Source organism: Streptomyces atratus, assembly GCF_900119365.1.
Taxonomy (GTDB): domain Bacteria; phylum Actinomycetota; class Actinomycetes; order Streptomycetales; family Streptomycetaceae; genus Streptomyces; species Streptomyces atratus_B.
On the sequence record NZ_FPJO01000002.1, the window covers coordinates 357,346 to 378,040 of the forward strand.

The following is a 20,695-nucleotide window of genomic DNA, read 5'->3' on the forward strand; positions in this document are numbered from 1 at the left end:
GCCGGGGTGGCCTTCGTCGTGGCCGCCCGATTGTCGGCGGGGGCGGATACGCTCGCTCGCATGGCTCTCCAAACGTCCGCGGAAGCTCCGCTGCCCGTAGGTGATGTGTCGCGGCTCATCGGGGGCTGGATCGACCGGCTCGGGGCGGTCTGGGTCGAGGGGCAGATCACCCAGCTGTCGCGGCGGCCGGGCGCCGGGGTGGTGTTCCTGACGCTGCGCGACCCGTCGCAGGACATCTCGGTGAGCGTGACGTGCTTCCGGCAGGTCTTCGACCGGATCGCGGACGTGGTGACGGAGGGGGCGCGGGTCGTCGTCCTGGCGAAGCCCGAGTGGTACGCGCCGCGCGGCCAGCTGTCCCTGCGGGCCACGGAGATACGGCCGGTCGGCATCGGTGAGCTGCTGGTCCGGCTGGAGCAGCTGAAGAAGTCGCTGGCCTCCGAGGGGCTCTTCGCGCTCGACCGGAAGAAGCCGCTGCCGTTCCTGCCGCAGCTGATCGGTCTGGTCTGCGGGCGGGCGTCGGCGGCCGAGCGCGATGTGCTGGAGAACGCCCGGCGGCGCTGGCCCGCGGTCCGCTTCGAGGTGCGCAACGCGGCGGTGCAGGGTGTGCACGCGGTGAATCAGGTGGTCCAGGCGGTGAAGGAGCTGGACGACCTCCCGGATGTCGACGTGATCGTGGTGGCGCGGGGCGGCGGCAGCGTGGAGGACCTGCTGCCGTTCTCGGACGAGCAGCTGATCCGGACGGTGGCCGCCTGCCGTACGCCGGTGGTGTCGGCGATCGGCCATGAGCCGGACTCGCCGCTGCTCGACCTGGTCGCGGACCTGCGCGCCTCCACGCCGACGGACGCGGCGAAGAAGGTCGTACCGGACGTGGGCGAGGAACTGGACCGGGTGGGGCAGCTGCGCGACCGTGCGCTGCGGACGGTACGGGGGCTGCTGGACCGCGAGGAGCGGGGGCTGGCGCACGCCCTGGGCCGGCCGTCGATGGAGCATCCCCAGCGGATGGTGGACGAGCGGGCGTCGGAGACCGACGCGCTGATCGGGCGGAGCCGGCGGGTGCTGGGGCATCTGCTGGACCGGGCGGACTCGGAGCTCGCCCACACCCGGGCGCGGGTGGTCGCCCTGTCACCGGCGGCGACGCTGGAGCGCGGCTACGCGGTGCTGCAGCGGGCCGACGGCCATGTCGTACGGAATCCCGGGGACGCGGGGGCGCCCGGCGAGGTGCTCCGGGCCCGGGTCTCGGGCGGCGAGTTCGCCGTTCGGGTCGGCGAGTGACCGCCCCCGCAGGTGTAGGTCAATGGCCCCCGGTGGGCCGGAACGTAGGGTGGGACGTATGACGGACGACGCGACTACGGCGGCCGGTGCCACGGGCACGCTCGGCTACGAGCAGGCCCGCGACGAGCTGATCGAGGTGGTGCGCCGCCTGGAGGCGGGCGGTACGACGCTGGAGGAGTCGCTCGCGCTCTGGGAGCGGGGCGAGGAGCTGGCGAAGGTGTGCCGGCACTGGCTGGAAGGCGCGCGCGCCCGGCTGGACGCGGCCCTGGCGGGCCCGGCCGACTCGCCGGAGAGGGGCGGCACGGCGGCCGACAACGGCTGAGGCCGCCTCCGGCAATCGCTGAGAGCGCTGCCTGCAACGATCAAGGAGCGCTGTGGAACGAATCACTACACCTCCCTTTTAGTTGAAAGTTAACCTACCTCTCCGTTACGGTGATCCGCGTTGCTCGATCCACGTGTACGTCGGAAGGTAATACGCACGATGTCCCTCGCTCTTGACCCCGCCGCCCAGGACCTCCTCTTCCGTGAGGCCCGCACCGCCAACACCTTCACCGACGAGCCGGTGACCGATGAGCAGGTCCAGGCGATCTACGACCTGGTCAAGTACGGCCCGACCGCGTTCAACCAGTCGCCGCTGCGCGTCGTCCTGGTCCGCTCCGACGACGCCCGCGCGCGTCTCGTGAAGCACATGGCCGAGGGCAACCAGCCGAAGACCTCGACCGCCCCGCTGGTCGCGATCCTGGCCACCGACAACGAGTTCCACGAGGAGCTCCCGGCCCTGATGCCGCACTTCCCGCAGGCCAAGGACGCGTTCTTCTCCGAGCGCCCGGTCCGCGAGTCGGCCGCCGCGCTGAACGGCGCGCTGCAGGCCGCCTACTTCATCATCGGCGTCCGCGCCGCCGGCCTGGCCGCGGGCCCGATGACCGGTCTCGACGCCGCGGGCATCGAGAAGGAGTTCCTGGACGGCGACCACAGCCTGCTGATGGTCGTCAACATCGGCAAGCCGGGCGAGGACGCCTGGTTCCCGCGTCTGCCGCGCCTCGCCTACGACGAGGTCGTCACGACCGTCTGACCGTCGCCACGCGCATGCGGAAGGCCCTGGAGCACTCGGTGCTCCAGGGCCTTCGCCAGTCTCCAGGGCCTTCGCCGTACGGGCCGCAGCGGCACCGGGACGGCAGGCCCCGGCGGCGGCGTCAGGAGGTCTTGAGGGCGGCGGCCATCTCCGCCAGCCGCTCCAGCGAGGCGGAACCCGTGACCACCGTGGTCGATTCCTTGTCGTGGCGCACGAGGGCGTCGTACTTCGGGCCCTTCCAGTGCTGCCAGGTCTCGCCCGCGACCTGCTGCGTACGCCCGGTGTCCTTGGCGTCCTGGCTGACCTCGGTCACGTACTTCTTCGCCGGGGACGTGGACTGCTCGACCGCGACGTACTTGCCCTCCGGGGCGAGGAAGCCCAGGTGCCAGCTGTTGCCCGCCTCGCGGTCGTAGCTGACCGAGGTCGGCTTCCACTTCTCGGTCAGTCCGTCCGGCGCGGCCACGGGGTACGGCGCCGCACGCCGGGCCGTCAGGAGCTCCACCCGGTAGTCGACCGCCTTGACCGGGTTGGCGTTCTCGTCGTGCGGAACGAAGATGTAAACAACCCCTGCCGCAGCGGAGATGACCGCCATCGACAGGAACATGTCCCGCACCGTCTGCTTGCCTCGCTTGCTAGCCACGGGTCCATGGTCGCATTGGCCCCGATGGGCCCGACCCGGGGGCAGCCGCTCAAAAGTGACCCGGTCTGCTCATTTTGTCGACCTGACGATAGAGTCGAAGCACCCTCTTCCGGTCGTCGCCGTACAGAAAGGTGCGCTCCGATGTCCGAGCATCATCTGCCGTCTCAGCTCGAGGTCTCCCCCGAGGCCCCCGACCGCAACCTCGCCCTGGAGCTGGTCCGGGTCACTGAGGCCGCCGCCATGGCGGCCGGGCGCTGGGTGGGCCGCGGCGACAAGATCGGCGCCGACGGCGCCGCCGTGAAGGCCATGCGGACCCTCGTCTCCACCGTCTCGATGAACGGCGTCGTCGTCATCGGCGAGGGTGAGAAGGACGAAGCCCCCATGCTGTTCAACGGCGAGCGCGTCGGTGACGGCACCGGCCCCGAGGTCGACATCGCCGTGGACCCGATCGACGGCACGACCCTGAACGCCAAGGGCATGCCGAACGCGATCGCCGTACTGGCCGCCGCGGACCGCGGCGCCATGTTCGACCCGTCGGCCGTCTTCTACATGGACAAGCTGGTCACCGGCCCCGAGGCCGCCGACTTCGTCGACATCGACGCCCCCGTCGCGGTGAACATCCGCCGTGTCGCGAAGGCGAAGAACTCCGCCCCCGAGGACGTCACCGTCGTCGTCCTGGACCGCCCGCGCCACGAGGGCATCGTCAAGGAGATCCGCGAGACCGGCGCCCGGATCAAGTTCATCTCCGACGGCGACGTCGCGGGCTCGATCATGGCCGCCCGCGAAGGGACCGGCGTCGACCTGCTGATGGGCATCGGCGGCACCCCCGAGGGCATCATCTCGGCCTGCGCCATAAAGTGCCTCGGCGGTGTCATCCAGGGCAAGCTCTGGCCCAAGGACGAGGCCGAGCGGCAGCGCGCGCTGGACGCCGGGCACGACCTGGACCGGGTGCTGTCCACCGACGACCTGGTCAGCGGCGACAACGTGTTCTTCGTCGCTACCGGCATCACGGACGGTGAGCTGATGCGCGGCGTGCGGTACCGCGCGGAGACGGCGACCACCGAGTCGATCGTCATGCGGTCCAAGTCCGGCACCATCCGGAAGATCGACTCCACGCACCGGCTCTCGAAGCTGCGTGCCTACAGCGCGATCGACTTCGACCGCGCGAAGTAGGTCCGGCAGCAGAAGAGGCGGAACACGAAGAGGCGCCCCCCATGTGCGGTGGGGGCGCCTCTTCGCGTAGCCGCCGTCGAGGCAGTGCGCGCGATTGCCGGCCGTACGGACCCGGGCCGCACCCGGGACCGCCGGGGCGGTCAGCCCGCCGCGGCGACGCGGCCGGTAGCGCCGGCGGACGCGGACGAGGCCTTGAGTTCCATCTCGCGCCGTCTGCGGCGGGCGAGCACCACACGGCGCTCGGCGGCGGTGAGCCCGCCCCACACCCCGTACGGCTCCGGCTGTATGAGCGCGTGCTCCTGGCATTCGATCATCACCGGGCAGCGCGCGCAGACCCGCTTCGCGGACTCCTCGCGCGCGAGTCTGGCAGCAGTCGGCTCCTTCGACGGGGCGAAGAACAGCCCGGCCTCGTCCCGGCGGCACACCGCCTCCGAGTGCCAGGGGCCGGCCTGGTCCTCCCGCGCGGGGGTGCGCTGGGAAGGGACGACGGCGACCTGCAGGGGCTGATGTGGCAGTGGCAGCACGGTCTACTCCTGACGACGGCTTCGCGAGCGAGAGACGATGCAGCATTCCCTACCCGCTGTGCGCGCGCCCATGCACTGAGTGGCACCCGGTTCCAGGGGTGCAATTCCCGTCGACCGGGAATTTGGCTTGTTTTCGAAGGGCTTAGCCGGGGCCGGTCGGGTTTCGCAGGAGTTTCCGCGAGTTCTCGTGGTTGTCGCGAACGCGACGAAGAGCGCGGTGGGGAGTGCGGCGAAGAGCGCGCCGGAGAATGGCGCCCCTATCCGAGGTATTTACGCAGCCGGTCCTGGAGATCCGCGATGAACTTCCCGCGCTTGGGCTTCGCCTCGACGCTACCGAACACGGAATAGCCGTTGACGACGACCACCGGCGCTTCGGGGTCCGCGGATTCCAGTGTGGCGACTTCGAAATTACCGAAGATGCCCGTTCCGCTGCCGCGCAGCGAGATGTTCTCGGGGACCTTGACGTCCACACTCCCGAAGACGGAAGTCGCATTGATGACGGTGACTCTCTGACCGAAAAGCGCCTCGGTCAGATCGACCTCCACGCTACCGAAGAGCGCGAAGGCGTTCGTACGGCTGCCGACCCGCCAGCGGCCCTTGCGGGTCGAGCTGCTGAAGATCGCCACCAGGTTCTCGGCGGGGCCCGTGGGGCTCTCCTGGCCGTAGGCGCCGGGGGCGGCCGGGCGGGCGGTGCCCGCCGGGGCGGGCAGATCCCGTACCAGCGGCTCCAGCTCGCCGACGGTCTTGGCACGGTAGACCGCATCGACCCGCTCTGCGTGCTCGTCGACGGTGAGCCGGCCCTCGGCCATGGCTTCCCGCAGGATGTCCGCGATCCGGTCGCGGTCCGCGTCGGAGGCACGGATACCGGCCGGCTCCACCGGGGCCGCTGGCTGCTGGGGCTGCTTTTCGAGGTCCACCGGCCCAGGGTACCCAAACGCGATAGATCGCGACTAGTGGCTGTCCCGCCCCCGCCGCGCCGGCGGCTCCGGGCGGTCGAACTGAGCCTTACCTCACAACTTCGGCACCCGTGCGGCGTTCTAACCTGGTGGGTGCGCTGCCCAAGGGAGGTCAGCCGCTGTCTGCCGAGTGAGGAATGGCCGTAATGCCAGAGTTTGCGTACTCCGATCTGCTCCCCCTGGGCGAGGACACCACGCCGTACCGCCTGGTGACCTCCGAGGGTGTCTCCACCTTCGAGGCCGACGGTCGTACGTTCCTCAAGGTGGCCCCGGAGGCGCTGCGCACCCTGGCCGCCGAGGCCATGCACGACATCTCGCACTATTTGCGCCCCGCCCACCTGGCGCAGCTGCGGCGGATCGTGGACGACCCCGAGGCGTCGTCGAACGACAAGTTCGTCGCGCTCGACCTGCTGAAGAACGCGAACATCGCCGCGGCGGGCGTGCTGCCGATGTGCCAGGACACCGGCACCGCGATCGTGATGGGCAAGCGCGGGCAGAACGTCCTCACCGAGGGCGGTGACGAGGAGGCGCTGTCGCACGGCATCTTCGACGCCTACACCAAGCTCAACCTCCGCTATTCGCAGATGGCTCCGCTCACCATGTGGGAGGAGAAGAACACCGGCTCGAACCTGCCCGCCCAGATCGAGCTGTACGCCACCGACGGCGGCGCGTACAAGTTCCTCTTCATGGCGAAGGGCGGCGGCTCTGCCAACAAGTCGTTCCTCTTCCAGGAGACGAAGGCCGTGCTGAACGAGGCCTCCATGATGAAGTTCCTGGAGGAGAAGATCCGTTCGCTGGGTACGGCCGCCTGCCCGCCGTACCACCTGGCGATCGTCGTCGGCGGTACGTCGGCCGAGTTCGCGCTCAAGACCGCGAAGTACGCCTCCGCGCACTACCTCGACGAGCTGCCGGCCGAGGGCTCCCCCACCGGCCACGGCTTCCGGGACAAGGAGCTGGAGGAGAAGGTCTTCGAGCTGACGCAGAAGATCGGTATCGGCGCCCAGTTCGGCGGCAAGTACTTCTGCCACGACGTGCGCGTCGTCCGCCTCCCCCGGCACGGCGCCTCGCTGCCCGTCGCGATCGCCGTCTCCTGCTCTGCGGACCGCCAGGCCACCGCGAAGATCACCGCCGAGGGCGTCTTCCTGGAGCAGCTGGAGAAGGACCCGGCCCGCTTCCTCCCGGACACCACCGACGAGCACCTCGACGAGGCCGGGGACGTCGTGAAGATCGACCTCAACCGGCCGATGGACGAGATCCTCGCCGAGCTGACCAAGTACCCGGTCAAGACCCGGCTCTCGCTGACCGGCCCGCTGGTCGTGGCCCGCGACATCGCGCACGCCAAGATCAAGGAGCGGCTGGACGCGGGCGAGGCGATGCCGCAGTACCTGAAGGACCACCCGGTCTACTACGCGGGTCCGGCGAAGACGCCCGAGGGGTACGCCTCCGGCTCCTTCGGCCCGACGACGGCCGGCCGCATGGACAGCTATGTCGCGCAGTTCCAGGCGGCGGGCGGCTCCAAGGTGATGCTCGCCAAGGGCAACCGGTCCAAGCAGGTCACCGACGCGTGCGACGCGCACGGCGGTTTCTACCTCGGCTCGATCGGCGGACCGGCGGCCCGGCTCGCGCAGGACTGCATCAAGAAGGTCGAGGTCGTCGAGTACGAGGAGCTCGGCATGGAAGCGGTCTGGAAGATCGAGGTCGAGGACTTCCCCGCGTTCATCGTCGTCGACGACAAGGGCAACGACTTCTTCACCGAGCCCGCCCCGGCACCGACGTTCACCAGCATTCCGGTGCGGGGCCCGGGTCTCGCCTGACGCGCCGCGCCGTACGGGGCGCGCATGACGTCACGGCCCCGCGTGGGCGTTCCGGCCGGAGCGCCCCCGTGGGGCCGTTCTCATGCCTCCAGCCGGCCCGACGTGGAGCGCCGCTGTCGATTCCTCGTCGCGGGATACGCACTGTCCTCGTACGGCACCTTCCTGAATATGGTGGCGCTCAATCTGTTCGTCTACGAGACGACGGGCAGAGCGCTCGCTCTGGGCCTGTTCATGGCCGTACGTCTGGCGTCCGGCTTTGTCGCCGGACTGATCGCCGGCGGTCTCCTCGCGCGGTTCTGCGCGAAGAGCGTGATGCTGTGGACGAATGTGGCGCAGGCGGCGGTGATGCTGCCGCTGGTCTTCGCACCGGAGGGGATGCGGACGGCCGCGTTGACGGCCGTTTCCGTGGTGGTCGGCGGCTGCGGAACGCTTTTCATGGTGGCGCTGCGGAGTTCCATTCCGGAGATGGTCGGCGAGGACCGGCACTCCTGGGCGAACTCCCTTTCCATTAGCGGGCGTTCGCTGGCGATGGTGGCCGGCTTCGCCTCCGCGGGCGTGGTGGTCTCGCTCGTCGGCTACACCGCCGCGTTCGTGGTGGACCTGGCCACCTTCGTGGTCTGCGCCGTGACGGTGGCACTGCTGCCGATCCCGGGCGGGGCCGGGGGAAAGGACACCCGGCCGGACTCGGAGGGGGATTCCGGCCGGGGTACGCGGAAGGGGCGGCCGGGCCGGTGGCGGCGGCCGGGCGCGTTCCTGGCGTCGGCCGCCGCGCCCGGTCTCGGTCTGATGGTGGTGCCGCGGAGTGTGGACGCCTTCGGCTCGTCCTCCCACAACGCCGCGCTGCCGGTCCACTCCGCCGCGCTCGACGCCGCGCACCCCGCCGTGTTCGTCAGCGCGTTCTGGTGTCTGTGGGCGTTGGGGAACGTCGCCGCGCAGCAGGTGATCCAGCGGTACGTCAAACGCGCCGGGCGGACGGTGGGCGCGCCGGGATTCGGGTACGGCACCTGTCTGATGTCGGGGGCGTTCGTCCTGGCGTTCGCCGGGTTCCCATGGGCGGCGACCGTCGTGATCGCCCTGGTGGCGGGGGCGGCCGACGGGCTCACGGAGGTCTCGTACACCTCCCATCTGCAGACGCTCCCCGCCGATCTGCGCGGTCATGCTTCGGGCTCTCCGCGACCGTCGAGAACCTCGGCTTCGGCGTCGGCATGATCCTGGTCGCGGCGGCGCTCGACAGGTACAGCCCGCTGACGGTCGTCGCCTGGTCGCACGGGGCGGCCATCGTGGTCGCGGTGGTGTTCCTCATCAGGGTGTCCGGGCCGCGCGGGCGGGCCGGTGTCCCCGCCGCCGATCACGACGGGCCGGTGCCGTGACGGCTCACGGGATTCACCGGATTCAGGTACGACGTTATTCAGCCAATTTTGCGGCGATCGCCGCGGGGCCGGGCGCCCGGCCCGCCGTCCCGCACGCTCCCGGAGCGCCCCCGCCCGCCACGGAGCCCGCCCTCGGCGCGGCCGGTCCGCCACCGCCGCTTTCACGCAGCGGGCCGCGCGGCGGACTTGCGGCGTACCGGGCCGCTTTGGTGGGTTGTCGGACGTTCCTGGAGCACTCCGCCCTCGCCTCGAACACCGCCCGCACCGCGCCGCACCCGGCGGCCCGGCGTGGGTACCCCCACCCTCACCGTCGAACACCGGAAAGGCGGACGCCGAATGACGCCGCTTCCCCACCGCAGCCACAGCGACGACCTGCTGTCCTTCATCAGCACCAGCCCTTCCCCGTACCACGCGGTGGCCAGTGCCGCCCAGCGCCTGGAGAAGGCCGGCTTCCGCGAACTGCGGGGCACGGACGACTGGACGGGCACGACCGGCGGCAGCTTCGTCGCCCGCGGTGGTGCGCTGATCGCCTGGTACGCCCCCGAGGGCGCCCCGGCGCACACCCCCTTCCGGATCGCCGGCGCCCACACCGACTCCCCGAACCTGCGGGTCAAGCCCGCCCCCGACACCTCCTCCGCGGGCTGGCGGCAGATCGGTGTGGAGATCTACGGCGGCGTTCCGCTGAACACCTGGCTCGACCGTGACCTCGGCATCTCCGGGCGACTCGCACTGCGCACCCCGGGAGGCGGCACCGGCTCCCGGCTCGTCCGGATCGACGAACCCCTGCTGCGGGTGCCCCAGTTGGCCATCCACCTGGACCGTACGGTCAACGAGGGGCTCGCGCTCGACCGGCAGCGCCACCTCGCCCCGGTATGGGCGCTCGGCGAGCGCGAGGAGGGCGCGCTGCTGCGCCGGGTCGCGGCTGCCGCCGAGGCGGAGCCGGACGAGGTGCTCGGCTGGGACCTGATGCTGCACGACATCCAGCCGCCCGGATACCTGGGCGCGGACCGGGAATTCGTGGTGTCGGCGCGGCTGGACAACCTGGTGTCCGTGCACGCGGGCGTCACGGCCCTGACGGGTGCGGCGACCGTGGCCGGGACGCCCGCGTACATCCCCGTACTGGCCGCCTTCGACCACGAGGAGGTCGGCAGCGGCTCGGAGACGGGCGCGCAGGGGCCGCTGCTGGAGCGGGTCCTGAGCCGCTCGGTCACCGCCCGCGGCGGCAGCCCGGAGGACTGGTCGCGGGCCCTGGCCGGTGCCTTCTGCGTCTCCGCCGACATGTCCCACGCGGTGCACCCCAACTACGCGGAGCGGCACGACCCGGAGCACCGTCCGCTGCCGAACGGCGGCCCCGCGCTCAAGGTCAACGTCAACCAGCGGTACGCCACCGACAGCACCGGCATGGCGGTGTTCGCGGCGGCGTGCGAGCGGGCGGACGTGCCGTGGCAGCCCTTCGTCTCCAACAACGCGATGCCGTGCGGCACGTCGATCGGCCCGATCACCGGGGCCCGGCTGGGTGTGCCGACGGTCGACGTGGGGGTGCCGGGGCTCTCCATGCACTCGGCGCGCGAGCTGTGCGGGGCGGACGACCCCGGTCATCTGGCCGCCGCGCTGGGCGCGTTCATGACGTCCGGCTGATCTGCGCCGAACAGCCCGGAGGGGCGGAGCGGCCGAAGCCGCCCTGCCCCTCCACGCGCTGGTGGAACGGCCCCGTTACGCGAACCGCTGCTGCGCGCCGCCGTCGCAGCTCTGCAGCTTCAGCGGCTCCTTCGCACCGGCCAGCGTCAGGCACAGCCCGGTCGAGGCCGCCGGGCGCAGGGTGCCCGACTGCTTCACGAACTGCTGGTTGGCCGCGCCCGAGCAGTTGTACAGGATGAGCGTGGTGCCCGCCTTGTAGTCGGCGCCCGGCACGTCCAGGCACCGGTCGTGGCTCAGCGCCGTACGGAGGGTCCTGGTGCCGGAGTCGTACCACCATCCCTGGTTGCGGCCGCCGTGGCAGTCCCAGCCGCCGACCTCCGTGTCATTGCGGGTCACCGAGCCGGGGGCGTCCACGCAGGTGCCCGTGGCCTCGTTCTTCAGGGGCTTGAACAGATCGTCCCACGCCCCGGCCTGCAGGACCGGCTTCCCGGTGCTCGCCGGGTCGGCGCAGCCGGCCTCGCGCAGGCTGGAGTTGTAGATCTGGGTCAGGCAGGACGCGAAGGCGCCGTGGCCTCGCTCGTTCGGGTGGTAGGACTGCCGCAGGGAGTTGGAGTCCGGCGGGAAGTGCCCGAGGTCGATGTAGAGGCCGCGGGCCCAGGTGGACTCGCTGCAGACCTCGTGCCCGTGGAAGAGCCGGGAGTTGTCGAGGTAGACGGCCCCGGTGTCCGAGGCGGCCTTGCGCATGCCGCGCTCGAAGGCGGGCACGGCGGTGTTGCGGCCCCAGGAGGCGTCGGAGTCGTATCCGGCGCAGCCCCCGGGAAGCTTCCCGGGGAAGTCCGGGTTGTCGTAGAAGTCCGGGCCGATGGGGCTCGGGTAGCCCATGACCACGAGCTTGTAGTCGCTGTCGGCGTAGCCGGCCCCGGACATGACGGTCTTCAGGTCGCGCACCGTCTTCTCGACCTTGGGGACGAGCCCGTCGACGCGGGCCTGCCAGCCGCCGTCGTACTTGGGCTCGCAGGTGCCCTGGGAGAGCACCCAGCGCGTGACGCAGTCCGTCATGACCGGGCCGAACTGGAGGTCGTCGTTGGCACCCGCGACGAGCACGATCATCTTGATGCGCGTGTTGCGGGCCTTGATGGCGAGGTTGTCGCTCTGCACCAGCTCGTCCGCGTACTGCTTCGAGCCGCCGATCACGATGTTGCCGGTGTACGCGCCGGAGCAGGAGACGTTGTACGTGACGTCCGCCGGGATGCCGGTGCGGTGGATGGCCGAGTCGGGCGAGCGGTGGCACCAGTTGTCGGGGCCGTTGGTGCCGGCCTCGTACGTGCCGACGCCCTCGCCGGAGATCTCGCTGTCGCCGAGCGAGATCAGCCCGGTCTTGCGCTCGGCGAGCGGGCGCTCGGCCGGGTCGCCGTACAGCTGGGTGGCCTCGGCGGCGCGGATGGCCTCCAGTTCGGGCGACAGGGGGGTGGATGCGGTAGTGCTGGAACCGGACCGGTCCGTCGCGCCGGCCGGTCCTGCGGCGGCGGCCATCCCACCGAGTGCCGCCGCCATGGCCGCGGCGGCCGCGACCGTACAGCGAAGTCTGTGCCTGGTGCGCCTCATTGCGCCTCCCCGGGTTGTGGTTACCCCCGGTATTTACTGGCCGGTAGGCGACTTGGGAATAGACAGAACGAGACAAGTGCTCAACTTTTTCAGGAGGTTGAACGAGATGGACGTGTCACAGACCGGCGCACAGCCCCCCGCGGGCTCCACGGATTTCCGTATCGAGCACGATTCGATGGGCGAGGTGAGGGTGCCCGCGAACGCCAAGTGGCGGGCCCAGACGCAGCGCGCGGTGGAGAACTTCCCGGTCTCCGGGCAGCGCCTGGAGCGGGCCCACATCGAGGCCCTGGCCAGGATCAAGGCCGCCGCCGCCAAGGTGAACGCGGAGCTGAAGGTGCTCGACCCGGAGATCGCCGCGGCCATCCAGGAGGCCGCCGCCGAGGTCGCCGAGGGACGCTGGGACGACCACTTCCCGGTCGATGTCTTCCAGACCGGCTCGGGCACCTCGTCCAACATGAACACCAACGAGGTGGTGGCCACGCTCGCCACCGAGCGCCTGGGCCGCGAGGTCCATCCGAACGACCATGTCAACGCCTCGCAGTCGTCCAACGACGTCTTCCCGTCCTCCATCCACATCGCCGCGACGGCGGCTGTCACCGGCGACCTGATCCCGGCGCTGGACCATCTGGCCTCCGCACTGGAGCGCAAGTCCGCCGAGTTCGCGACGGTCGTGAAGTCGGGGCGTACGCATCTGATGGACGCCACGCCCGTCACCCTCGGCCAGGAGTTCGGCGGCTACGCGGCGCAGATCAGGTACGGGGCCGAGCGGCTGCGCGCCTCCCTCCCCCGCCTCGCCGAGCTGCCCCTGGGCGGCACGGCCGTGGGCACCGGCATCAACACGCCGCCCGGCTTCTCCGCCGCCGTCATCGCCGAGGTCGCCCGCACCACCGGGCTGCCACTGACGGAGGCCCGGGACCACTTCGAGGCGCAGGGCGCGCGGGACGGGCTCGTGGAGACCTCGGGCCAGTTGCGCACCATCGCCGTCTCGCTCACCAAGATCTCCAACGATCTGCGCTGGATGGCGTCCGGACCGCGCACCGGACTGGCCGAGATCAGCCTCCCCGACCTCCAGCCGGGCTCGTCGATCATGCCGGGAAAGGTGAACCCGGTCGTCCCCGAGGCCGTGCTGATGGTCGCCGCCCAGGTGACGGGGAACGACGCGACGGTGGCCACGGCGGGCGCGGCGGGCAACTTCGAGCTGAACGTGATGCTTCCGGTCATCGCGAAGAACCTGCTGGAGTCGGTCCGGCTGCTGGCCAACGTCTCCCGGCTGCTCGCGGACCGCACGGTCGACGGGATCACGGCGAACGTGGAACGGGCCAGGGAGTACGCCGAGTCCTCGCCCTCCGTCGTCACCCCGCTGAACAAGTACATCGGCTACGAGGAGGCCGCGAAGGTCGCCAAGAAGTCCCTCGCACAGCGCCGGACCATTCGCGAGGTGGTCCTGGACTCGGGGTACGTCGAGCGCGGCGACCTCACCGTGGAACAGCTCGACGAGGCCCTGGACGTGCTGCGCATGACCCACCCGTGACCTGGGGTCCTTCGGTTGGATCAGGCCGGACCCCGCTCCCCGGTCCGGCCTGATCCGAACGAGAGGCCCTGCGCCGCAGCCGCGGGGTTCCGGGGCCCTCTAAGATCCGTCCATGGCAGGCAAGGGAGACATCGAGCACTGGGCGCCGGGTGATCAGATCCTGTGGCGCTACCGCCGCAACGGCGCGCCGGGCGGGTCCGGGGCGCCGGAGCGCGCCCCGGACCCGTTCCACATCTGCCGCCCCGTCACCGTGGTCCAGGACACCGAGGAGCTGCTCGCGGTGTGGGTGGCACCCGGCACCGAGTGCGTGAAGCCGGTGCTGGCGAACGGGAGGGACGTGCACGCCGAGCCGCTCGCCACCCGCTACACCGCCCCGCGCACCACCGCCCGCTCCCCCTGGCTGGGAAACGGTGTGCTGAAGCTCGCCCGGCCCGGCGACCCCTGGTCCGTCTGGCTGTTCTGGGAGCCGGTCTGGCAGTTCCGCAGCTGGTACGTGAATCTGGAGGAACCGCACGCCCGCTGGCAGGGCGGCGTCGACTCCGAGGATCACTTTCTCGACATCTCCGTCTACCCCGACCGCAGCTGGGTCTGGCGCGACGAGGACGAGTTCGCCATGGCGCAGCGGGCCGGTCTGATGGCCCCGCGGACCGCGCAGCGGGTGCGGGAGGCGGGCCGGGCCGCCGTCGAACTGATCCAGGACTGGGGCGCCCCGTTCCGCGACGGCTGGGAGAACTGGCGGCCCGATCCACAATGGCGGGTTCCCGCGCTTCCGGATGACTGGGACCGCACCCCCTCGCATATGCCGTCGTGAGACCCTTGATGCACCCCAGGGGGACAAACGTAGGATCGTCCTCCGGAGTGCCGCTCCAGTCCAACCGGATTGCGCGGCAGCGGACCTGACCACAAGTCACCGCACGAGCACCACGCACTGAATGAGCTGTATGAGCCACATCAGTCGTATGAATCGTATGAACCACTACGAGGGGGTGGAGACGTGCTCGCTGTTGCCCGCCCCGTCGCCGGAAACGTTGTCACCGGCCCACCTCGCAAGCATCCGGTTTCAGCCCCTCGTTCCGGGGCATCCGGTGACAGCCGTTGTGATCGCCGCTCCTGCCGGGGCACAGTAACGCCCCAACAGGTGATTGCCTCATACAACCGGCCCGGACGGACGGAACCCCACGCGTGACGGAGCATCCCACCTCCCACGAAGGCCGGCAGCCTCTCGCCGCCCGGTCGCAGGAACGCACCCGGCCGCGGCAGCAGGACGCCGCGCCGGCCGCTTCCCCTGCCACCGCCGCGATCCCCAACCCGGCCGTGGCGCCGGGAGCGGGAGCCGGCCCCGCGGCGAGCGCCGCCCCCGCAGGACTCGATCCACAGGCCGCGGCCCGTCGCGAGGGCGACCGGCTGCGTTTCGTCGGGGCGGCCACCCGGCGGATCGCCCGCGGCATAGACCTGGACGAGATCGTGCTGGGCCTCTGCCGGGCCAGCGTGCCCACGTTCTCCGACGCCATACTGGTCTACCTCCGCGACCCGCTCCCGGTCGGCGACGAGCGGCCGGTCTCTCCCTTCGTGCTGCGGCTGCGCCGGTCCGACCGGCTGCGGCTGAGCGAGGAGGAGACGGAGAGTGCGCCGGAGACCGAGCGCCTGCGGCTGCCGGTCATCGATCCGCACGGCGACCTGACGCCCGCGGCCGAGCTGTGCGAGGTCCGTTCGGGCGGCGCGCTGGCCGAGGTGCTGCGCGGGGTGCGGCCGGTCTTCGGGGACTCCGCGGCGGCCCGCGCCGCGCTGCCCGAGCTGCTCGGCGTCGGCCGGACCGTACCCACCGGACACCGCGCGATCCTCGCCCCGCTGCGCGGCCGGCGACGGGTGATCGGCGCCGCCGTCTTCCTGCGCGGGACGGAACGGCCGTCCTTCGAGTCCAACGACCTGCTGGTCGCGGCCCAGTTGGCCACGCACACCGCGCTCGGCATCGACAAGGCCGTGCTGTACGGACGCGAGGCGTACATCGCCGACGAGCTCCAGCGCACCATGCTGCCCGACTCGCTGCCGCAGCCGACCGGCGTCCGGCTCGCCTCCCGCTATCTGCCGGCCGCCGAGACGGCCCGGGTCGGCGGCGACTGGTACGACGCGATCCCGCTGCCCGGGAGCAGGGTCGCCCTGGTCGTCGGCGACGTCATGGGCCACTCCATGACGTCCGCGGCGATCATGGGCCAGCTGCGCACCACCGCGCAGACCCTGGCCCAGCTCGACCTGCCGCCGCAGGAGGTGCTGCACCACCTCGACGAGCAGGCGCAGCGGCTCGGCAGCGACCGCATGGCGACCTGCCTGTACGCGGTGTACGACCCGGTCGCGCACCGGATCACCATCGCCAACGCCGGGCATCCGCCGCCCGTCCTGCTCCATCTGGGCGGCCGTGCGGAGGTACTGCGGGTGCCGCCGGGCGCCCCGATCGGTGTCGGCGGGGTGGACTTCGAGGCCGTCGAGCTGGACGCGCCCGCGGGCGCGACGCTGCTGCTGTACACCGATGGTCTGGTGGAGTCCCGGCTGCGGGACGTCTGGACCGGGATCGAGCAGCTGCGCGAACGGCTCGCCGCCACCGCCCGGCTGACCGGCCCGGACCACTCGCCGCCGCTGGAGGCGCTGTGCGACGACGTCCTGGACATGCTCGGTCCGGGCGACCGGGACGACGACATCGCGCTGCTCGCCGCCCGGTTCGACGGGATCGCGCCGAGCGACGTCGCGTACTGGCACCTCGAACCGGAGGAGACCGCACCGGGCCGGGCCCGCCGGCTGGCCCGCCGCGCGCTCGGCCGCTGGGGTCTCGACGATCTCTCCGACTCGGTGGAGCTGCTGGTCAGCGAGGTGGTGACCAATGCGGTGCGTTACGCGGAGCGACCGGTGACGCTGCGGCTGCTGCGTACCGACATCCTGCGCTGCGAGGTCGGCGACGACTCCCCGCAGCTGCCCCGGCAGCGCCGGGCGCGTGACATGGACGAGGGCGGTCGCGGCCTGTTCCTGGTGAACCGGCTGGCCAGGCGGTGGGGGGCGACGCGCCTTTCCACCGGCAAGGTGGTCTGGTTCGAGATGCCGACGCGAGGCCAGTAACAGGGCCCGGCGAAGGGGTCCGGAGCGGACACGGGGCAGAGCCCTGTACGCAGGGTAGCGAAATGTTGCCGACCTCCTGTCGGCGGGTTTGACTTCAGTCGTGAACGAGACGACCTGACCGAAACCCCCACCGACGGGAGGACGCTCGTGTCCGAGGAACCCAAGACCAGAAACACCCCCTACACCACGAACAACGCCGGAATCCCGGTGGAGAGCGATGAACACTCGCTCACTGTCGGAGCCGACGGACCGATCCTGCTCCAGGACCACTACCTCATCGAGAAGATGGCCCAGTTCAACCGTGAACGGGTCCCCGAACGAGTGGTCCACGCCAAGGGATCCGGCGCGTACGGCACCTTCAAGGTGACCAATGACGTCAGCCAGTTCACCAAGGCCGACCTGTTCCAGCCGGGCAAGCAGACCGCCATGCTCGCCCGCTTCTCCACGGTCGCCGGCGAGCAGGGCTCCCCGGACACCTGGCGGGACCCCCGCGGATTCGCCCTGAAGTTCTACACGGAGCAGGGCAACTACGACATGGTCGGCAACAACACGCCGGTCTTCTTCGTGCGTGACCCGATGAAGTTCCAGGACTTCATCCGCTCGCAGAAGCGCCGCCCGGACAGTGCGGTGCGCGACCACGACATGCAGTGGGACTTCTGGTCCCTGTCCCCCGAGTCCGCGCACATGGTGACGTGGCTGATGGGCGACCGGGGCATCCCGAAGACGTACCGCCACATGAACGGCTACAGCTCGCACACCTACATGTGGGTCAACGCGGGCGGCGAGCGGTTCTGGGTGAAGTACCGCTTCAAGACCGACCAGGGCATCGATTTCTACACGCAGGACGAGGCCGACCGGATGGCCGGTGTGGACGGCGACGTCCACCGACGTGACCTGTTCGAAGCGATCAAGCGCGGTGACCACCCGAGCTGGACGCTGTACGTCCAGGTGATGCCGTTCGACGACGCGCCGGACTACCGGTTCAACCCGTTCGACCTCACGAAGGTGTGGCCGCACGGCGACTACCCGGAGATCGAAGTCGGCCGGATGACGCTGAACGAGAACCCGGAGGACTTCTTCGTCCACATCGAGCAGGCGTCCTTCGAGCCGTCGAACCTGGTGCCCGGCATCGGTCCGTCGCCCGACAAGATGCTGCTCGGCCGGCTCTTCTCGTACCCGGACACCCACCGGTACCGGATCGGCCCGAACTACGCGCAGCTGCCCCCGAACCGCCCGCGGTTCGGCCGGAACTCGTACGCGAAGGACGGCCCGATGCGGTACGAGCCGAGCCGTACCGGAGCGGTCTACGCGCCGAACTCCTACGGCGGCCCGGCGGCGGACACCGAGCGCTACGGCGACCCCGCGGGCTGGGCGACGGCGGGCGAGATGGTCCACGAGGCGTACAAGCTGCACAGCGAGGACGACGACTGGGGCCAGGCGGGCACGATGGTGCGCAAGGTCCTGGACGACGCGGCCCGCGAGCGGCTGGTAGGGAACATTTCCGGCCATCTGCTGGACGGTGTGAGCGCCCCGGTCCTGGAGCGCTCGCTGCAGTACTGGCGCAACGTGGACAAGGACCTCGGCGACCGGATCGCCAAGAAGGTCGACGGCGGCTGACGCACGGGAAACAGATCAGGGGCGGTGCCGGCCGGCACCGCCCCTGACTCATGTGTTCACCGCCGGCTCAGGCGCTCACCGCGCGGGAGGAGCGTTGTTCTCGTTGCCGTCGCCCGGTTTGCCGGGTCCCCCGCCGCCCGGCAGGCCCGGGGACTGGCTCGGCAGCGGCACGTCCGGGGACTTGCTCGGCGGCGGCACGTCCGGCGACTGGCTCGGCGGCACATCGGGCGACTGGCTCGGTCTCTGCGAGGGCCCGTCCGGCGACTGGGACGGAGTCGTGTCGCTGCTCGCCGACTGCGAGGGGGTCGTCGGCGGTGTGGTCGGCACGGTGACCTCGCCGCGCTCGACGTCCTCCAGATCGAACTGGGCACGGGAGCCGCCGCCCAGCGCACCGAGGGTGTAGTCCGCCCAGATCTGCGCCGGGAAGCCGCCACCGTTGGCCCGGCCGGAGTTGGCCGTGCCGGTCAGGCTGACCTGGCCGCCGCCCTCCTTGGGCGATTCACCGAAGAGCGCGACGACCGTGGTGAGCTCCGGGGTGTAGGCGGCGAACCAGGCCGACTTGTTGTTCTCCGACGTACCCGTCTTGCCCGCCGCCTCGTACGCCGAGGTGTTGGCCGCCCGGCCGGAGCCGCTGTCCACCACGCCGGTCAGGACGGAGGTCACGGTGTCGGCGGACTTGCGGCTGATCACCTGGCTGCCGATGCCCTCGACCGGCTCGACCGTCCGATCGCGGTGCTTGGCCGACTTCACGATGAACGGGGTGACCTTCTTGCCGTGGTTGTCGAGCGTGGCGTACGCGCCCGCCATGTCCCAGGTCGAGGCGTTCATCGTGCCGAGCGTGATGGCGGGGCGCTCGGGGAAGTTCTTGTCCGGTACGCCGAGGGCCAGCGCGGTCTCCTTCACCGCGGGCGGGCCGACGTCGACGACCATCTGCGCGAAGACCGAGTTGATCGACGCGTTCATCGCCTTCTGCACGGTGACGTTGCCGTAGCTCTGGTCGTCCTCGTTCTCCGGGGCGAACGGGGTGTCGCTGCCCACCACGGGCCGCTTGCTGGTGCCGTCGTAGCGGGTGTTGACGCCGATCAGGTCGCCGTTCTGGGTCTTCGACTCGTTCTCCAGCGCGGAGGCGAGCACCAGGGGCTTGAAGGTGGAGGCGGGCTGGTAGTCCTGGCGCGTGGCGTTGGAGTAGTAGTGCTTGACGTAGTCCACGCCGCCGTAGAGCGCGACGACGGCGCCGGTCTTCGGGTCCACCGAGGTGGCACCGGCCTGGACGGTCGCGTCGACCTTGTTGTTCTTGCGGTCCAGCTTGGACTCCAGCTGGCGGTCGACGGACTTCTCCAGCTCCTTCTGCCGCTTCTTGTCGATGTTGAGCGTGAAGGTCCAGCCGCCGGCCTGCCGCATCTCCGCGGTGATGCCCTGCTTCTCCAGCTCGTTGTTGGCCGCCTCGACGAGGTATCCGGTCTGGCCCTCCATGCCCTTGGCGGGCTTGGCCTTGCCCGGGACCGGGAACTCGAGCTTGTCGCGCTCGGCCTTGTCGAGCCAGTGCATCTCGACCATGTTGTCGAGGGTGTAGCCCCAGCGTTCCTTGACCAGCTTCTTGCCGGTCTTGCTCGCGGTCTGCCAGTCGTACTGGCTGGGCGCCTGGAGCACCGAGGCCAGGTAGGCGCCCTGGGAGACGGTGAGGTCCTTGGCGTCGACCCCGTAGTAGGCCTGCGCGGCGGCCTGGATGCCGCTCGCGCCGCGCCCGTAGTACGCGGTGTTGATGTACCCGGCGAGGATGTATTCCTTGCTCTTCTTGCTGTCGACCTTGAGCGAGATCACCAGTTCCTTGAGCTTCCGGCTGATCGTCGGGTCCTGCGTCAGGTAGTAGTTCTTCACGTACTGCTGGGTGATGGTCGAGCCACCCTGCTTGCCCTTGCCGCTGAGCGTGCTCAAGAGCCCGCGCGCGGTGCCCTTCAGGTCGACGCCCTGGTCGTCGTAGAAGCTCTTGTTCTCGGCGGCGACGAAGGTGTGCTGCACCTCCAGGGGCACCTCGGCCAGGTCCACGATCTGGCGGTTGACCCCCTTGCCGGTCCGGGTCAGCAGTGACCCGTCGCTGTACTGGTAGACGTTGCTCTGCCGCTCGGCCAGGGCGTTGGCCTTCGGGATGTCCACGTACATGTAGAGCGCGACGAAGGCGCCCATGATCAGCAGGCAGAGCCCGAAGAAGGCGCCCAGCATCTTCTTCCAGGTGAAGAGTCTGCGTATGCCGCCGCTCTTCGCGGCCCGCCGCGCTCCGCGCCGCTGGGCTCGTCGCGCATCCGCTCGACCCATCGCTGTTTTGCTCCTGTTTCTCTGCTCGACCAGATCCGCTCAGCCGAACCAGCTAACACCGTCGG

The 20,695-nt window shown here is 70.5% G+C and carries 15 protein-coding genes and 1 pseudogene; 11 read left to right on the forward strand and 5 right to left on the reverse strand.

The window, feature by feature from the left end; all coding sequences use genetic code 11:
• Window positions 1-60: 60 nt before the first annotated feature.
• From xseA to BT364_RS05715, 3 genes are all read left to right on the forward strand, one after another.
• Entirely contained in the window at window positions 61-1,272 is a 1,212-nt protein-coding gene (xseA, locus tag BT364_RS05705; protein ID WP_072483977.1) for an exodeoxyribonuclease VII large subunit, read from the forward strand.
• Between the two features lie 58 nt (window positions 1,273-1,330).
• Window positions 1,331-1,594: an exodeoxyribonuclease VII small subunit gene (locus BT364_RS05710; RefSeq protein ID WP_072483978.1), complete on the forward strand. Its 264-nt coding sequence runs from the start codon at window positions 1,331-1,333 to the stop codon at window positions 1,592-1,594.
• A 159-nt stretch (window positions 1,595-1,753) separates the two neighbouring features.
• Entirely contained in the window at window positions 1,754-2,344 is a 591-nt protein-coding gene (locus tag BT364_RS05715; protein ID WP_072483979.1) for a malonic semialdehyde reductase, read from the forward strand.
• Between the two features lie 121 nt (window positions 2,345-2,465).
• Here the strand turns inward: BT364_RS05715 and BT364_RS05720 are convergent, their stop codons facing one another.
• Complete coding sequence (locus tag BT364_RS05720; RefSeq protein WP_072483980.1) at window positions 2,466-2,984, reverse strand: DUF4245 domain-containing protein; 519 nt, start codon at window positions 2,982-2,984, stop codon at window positions 2,466-2,468.
• A 141-nt stretch (window positions 2,985-3,125) separates the two neighbouring features.
• Between BT364_RS05720 and glpX the strand changes: the two genes are divergently transcribed.
• On the forward strand, window positions 3,126-4,157 hold the full coding sequence (gene glpX, locus BT364_RS05725) for a class II fructose-bisphosphatase (protein ID WP_072483981.1): 1,032 nt from the start codon (window positions 3,126-3,128) through the stop codon (window positions 4,155-4,157).
• Between the two features lie 140 nt (window positions 4,158-4,297).
• Here glpX and BT364_RS05730 read toward each other — a convergent pair whose 3' ends face one another.
• Together BT364_RS05730 and BT364_RS05735 are read right to left on the reverse strand one after the other, a co-directional pair.
• The gene (locus BT364_RS05730) at window positions 4,298-4,681 is read right to left on the reverse strand and encodes a WhiB family transcriptional regulator (RefSeq protein WP_072483982.1); all 384 of its coding nucleotides are present in this window, start codon (window positions 4,679-4,681) and stop codon (window positions 4,298-4,300) included.
• A 257-nt stretch (window positions 4,682-4,938) separates the two neighbouring features.
• Window positions 4,939-5,598: a DUF1707 SHOCT-like domain-containing protein gene (locus BT364_RS05735; RefSeq protein WP_072483983.1), complete on the reverse strand. Its 660-nt coding sequence runs from the start codon at window positions 5,596-5,598 to the stop codon at window positions 4,939-4,941.
• A 176-nt stretch (window positions 5,599-5,774) separates the two neighbouring features.
• On the opposite strand from BT364_RS05735, the gene BT364_RS05740 reads away from it, so the two are divergent.
• The 3 genes and pseudogenes from BT364_RS05740 to BT364_RS05750 all read left to right on the forward strand — a co-directional run bounded on the left by BT364_RS05740 (window position 5,775) and on the right by BT364_RS05750 (window position 10,459).
• The gene (locus tag BT364_RS05740) at window positions 5,775-7,451 is read left to right on the forward strand and encodes a fumarate hydratase (RefSeq protein WP_072483984.1); all 1,677 of its coding nucleotides are present in this window, start codon (window positions 5,775-5,777) and stop codon (window positions 7,449-7,451) included.
• 168 nt (window positions 7,452-7,619) lie between these two features.
• A pseudogene (locus BT364_RS05745) lies at window positions 7,620-8,821 on the forward strand (MFS transporter).
• Window positions 8,822-9,157: 336 nt separating this feature from the next.
• Window positions 9,158-10,459, forward strand: a complete 1,302-nt coding sequence (locus tag BT364_RS05750; protein WP_072483985.1) for a M18 family aminopeptidase — start codon at window positions 9,158-9,160, stop codon at window positions 10,457-10,459.
• Window positions 10,460-10,534: 75 nt separating this feature from the next.
• On the opposite strand, the gene BT364_RS05755 is transcribed toward BT364_RS05750, so the two are convergent.
• Entirely contained in the window at window positions 10,535-12,064 is a 1,530-nt protein-coding gene (locus BT364_RS05755; protein ID WP_072483986.1) for a ricin-type beta-trefoil lectin domain protein, read from the reverse strand.
• A 106-nt stretch (window positions 12,065-12,170) separates the two neighbouring features.
• Here BT364_RS05755 and BT364_RS05760 point away from each other — a divergent pair, with 106 nt between their 5' ends.
• The 4 genes from BT364_RS05760 (at window position 12,171) to BT364_RS05775 (ending at window position 18,317) form a co-directional block, all read left to right on the forward strand.
• The gene (locus BT364_RS05760; RefSeq protein WP_072483987.1) at window positions 12,171-13,595 is read left to right on the forward strand and encodes a class II fumarate hydratase; all 1,425 of its coding nucleotides are present in this window, start codon (window positions 12,171-12,173) and stop codon (window positions 13,593-13,595) included.
• A gap of 112 nt (window positions 13,596-13,707) precedes the next feature.
• Window positions 13,708-14,406 (forward strand): cytidylyl-2-hydroxypropylphosphonate hydrolase, encoded by a 699-nt coding sequence (gene fomD / locus BT364_RS05765; RefSeq protein WP_072483988.1) that lies wholly within the window; start codon window positions 13,708-13,710, stop codon window positions 14,404-14,406.
• Between the two features lie 371 nt (window positions 14,407-14,777).
• Window positions 14,778-16,700, forward strand: a complete 1,923-nt coding sequence (locus BT364_RS05770) for a SpoIIE family protein phosphatase (RefSeq protein ID WP_072483989.1) — start codon at window positions 14,778-14,780, stop codon at window positions 16,698-16,700.
• Between the two features lie 147 nt (window positions 16,701-16,847).
• Window positions 16,848-18,317 carry a catalase gene (locus BT364_RS05775; protein ID WP_072483990.1) on the forward strand — a complete coding sequence of 490 codons (1,470 nt, stop codon included), beginning with the start codon at window positions 16,848-16,850 and terminating at the stop codon, window positions 18,315-18,317.
• A 75-nt stretch (window positions 18,318-18,392) separates the two neighbouring features.
• Here the strand turns inward: BT364_RS05775 and BT364_RS05780 are convergent, their stop codons facing one another.
• The gene (locus tag BT364_RS05780; protein WP_072483991.1) at window positions 18,393-20,630 is read right to left on the reverse strand and encodes a transglycosylase domain-containing protein; all 2,238 of its coding nucleotides are present in this window, start codon (window positions 20,628-20,630) and stop codon (window positions 18,393-18,395) included.
• Window positions 20,631-20,695 lie beyond the last annotated feature (65 nt).

What these genes read in the sequence shown, in the direction of transcription:
- xseA (WP_072483977.1), top strand. Translation starts at nt 61, where the DNA reads ATGGCTCTCCAAACGTCCGCGGAAGCTCCGCTGCCCGTAGGTGATGTG.
- BT364_RS05710 (WP_072483978.1), top strand. Translation starts at nt 1,331, where the DNA reads ATGACGGACGACGCGACTACGGCGGCCGGTGCCACGGGCACGCTCGGC.
- BT364_RS05715 (WP_072483979.1), top strand. Translation starts at nt 1,754, where the DNA reads ATGTCCCTCGCTCTTGACCCCGCCGCCCAGGACCTCCTCTTCCGTGAG.
- glpX (WP_072483981.1), top strand. Translation starts at nt 3,126, where the DNA reads ATGTCCGAGCATCATCTGCCGTCTCAGCTCGAGGTCTCCCCCGAGGCC.
- BT364_RS05740 (WP_072483984.1), top strand. Translation starts at nt 5,775, where the DNA reads ATGGCCGTAATGCCAGAGTTTGCGTACTCCGATCTGCTCCCCCTGGGC.
- BT364_RS05750 (WP_072483985.1), top strand. Translation starts at nt 9,158, where the DNA reads ATGACGCCGCTTCCCCACCGCAGCCACAGCGACGACCTGCTGTCCTTC.
- BT364_RS05755 (WP_072483986.1), bottom strand. Translation starts at nt 12,064, where the DNA reads ATGAGGCGCACCAGGCACAGACTTCGCTGTACGGTCGCGGCCGCCGCG.
- BT364_RS05760 (WP_072483987.1), top strand. Translation starts at nt 12,171, where the DNA reads ATGGACGTGTCACAGACCGGCGCACAGCCCCCCGCGGGCTCCACGGAT.
- fomD (WP_072483988.1), top strand. Translation starts at nt 13,708, where the DNA reads ATGGCAGGCAAGGGAGACATCGAGCACTGGGCGCCGGGTGATCAGATC.
- BT364_RS05780 (WP_072483991.1), bottom strand. Translation starts at nt 20,630, where the DNA reads ATGGGTCGAGCGGATGCGCGACGAGCCCAGCGGCGCGGAGCGCGGCGG.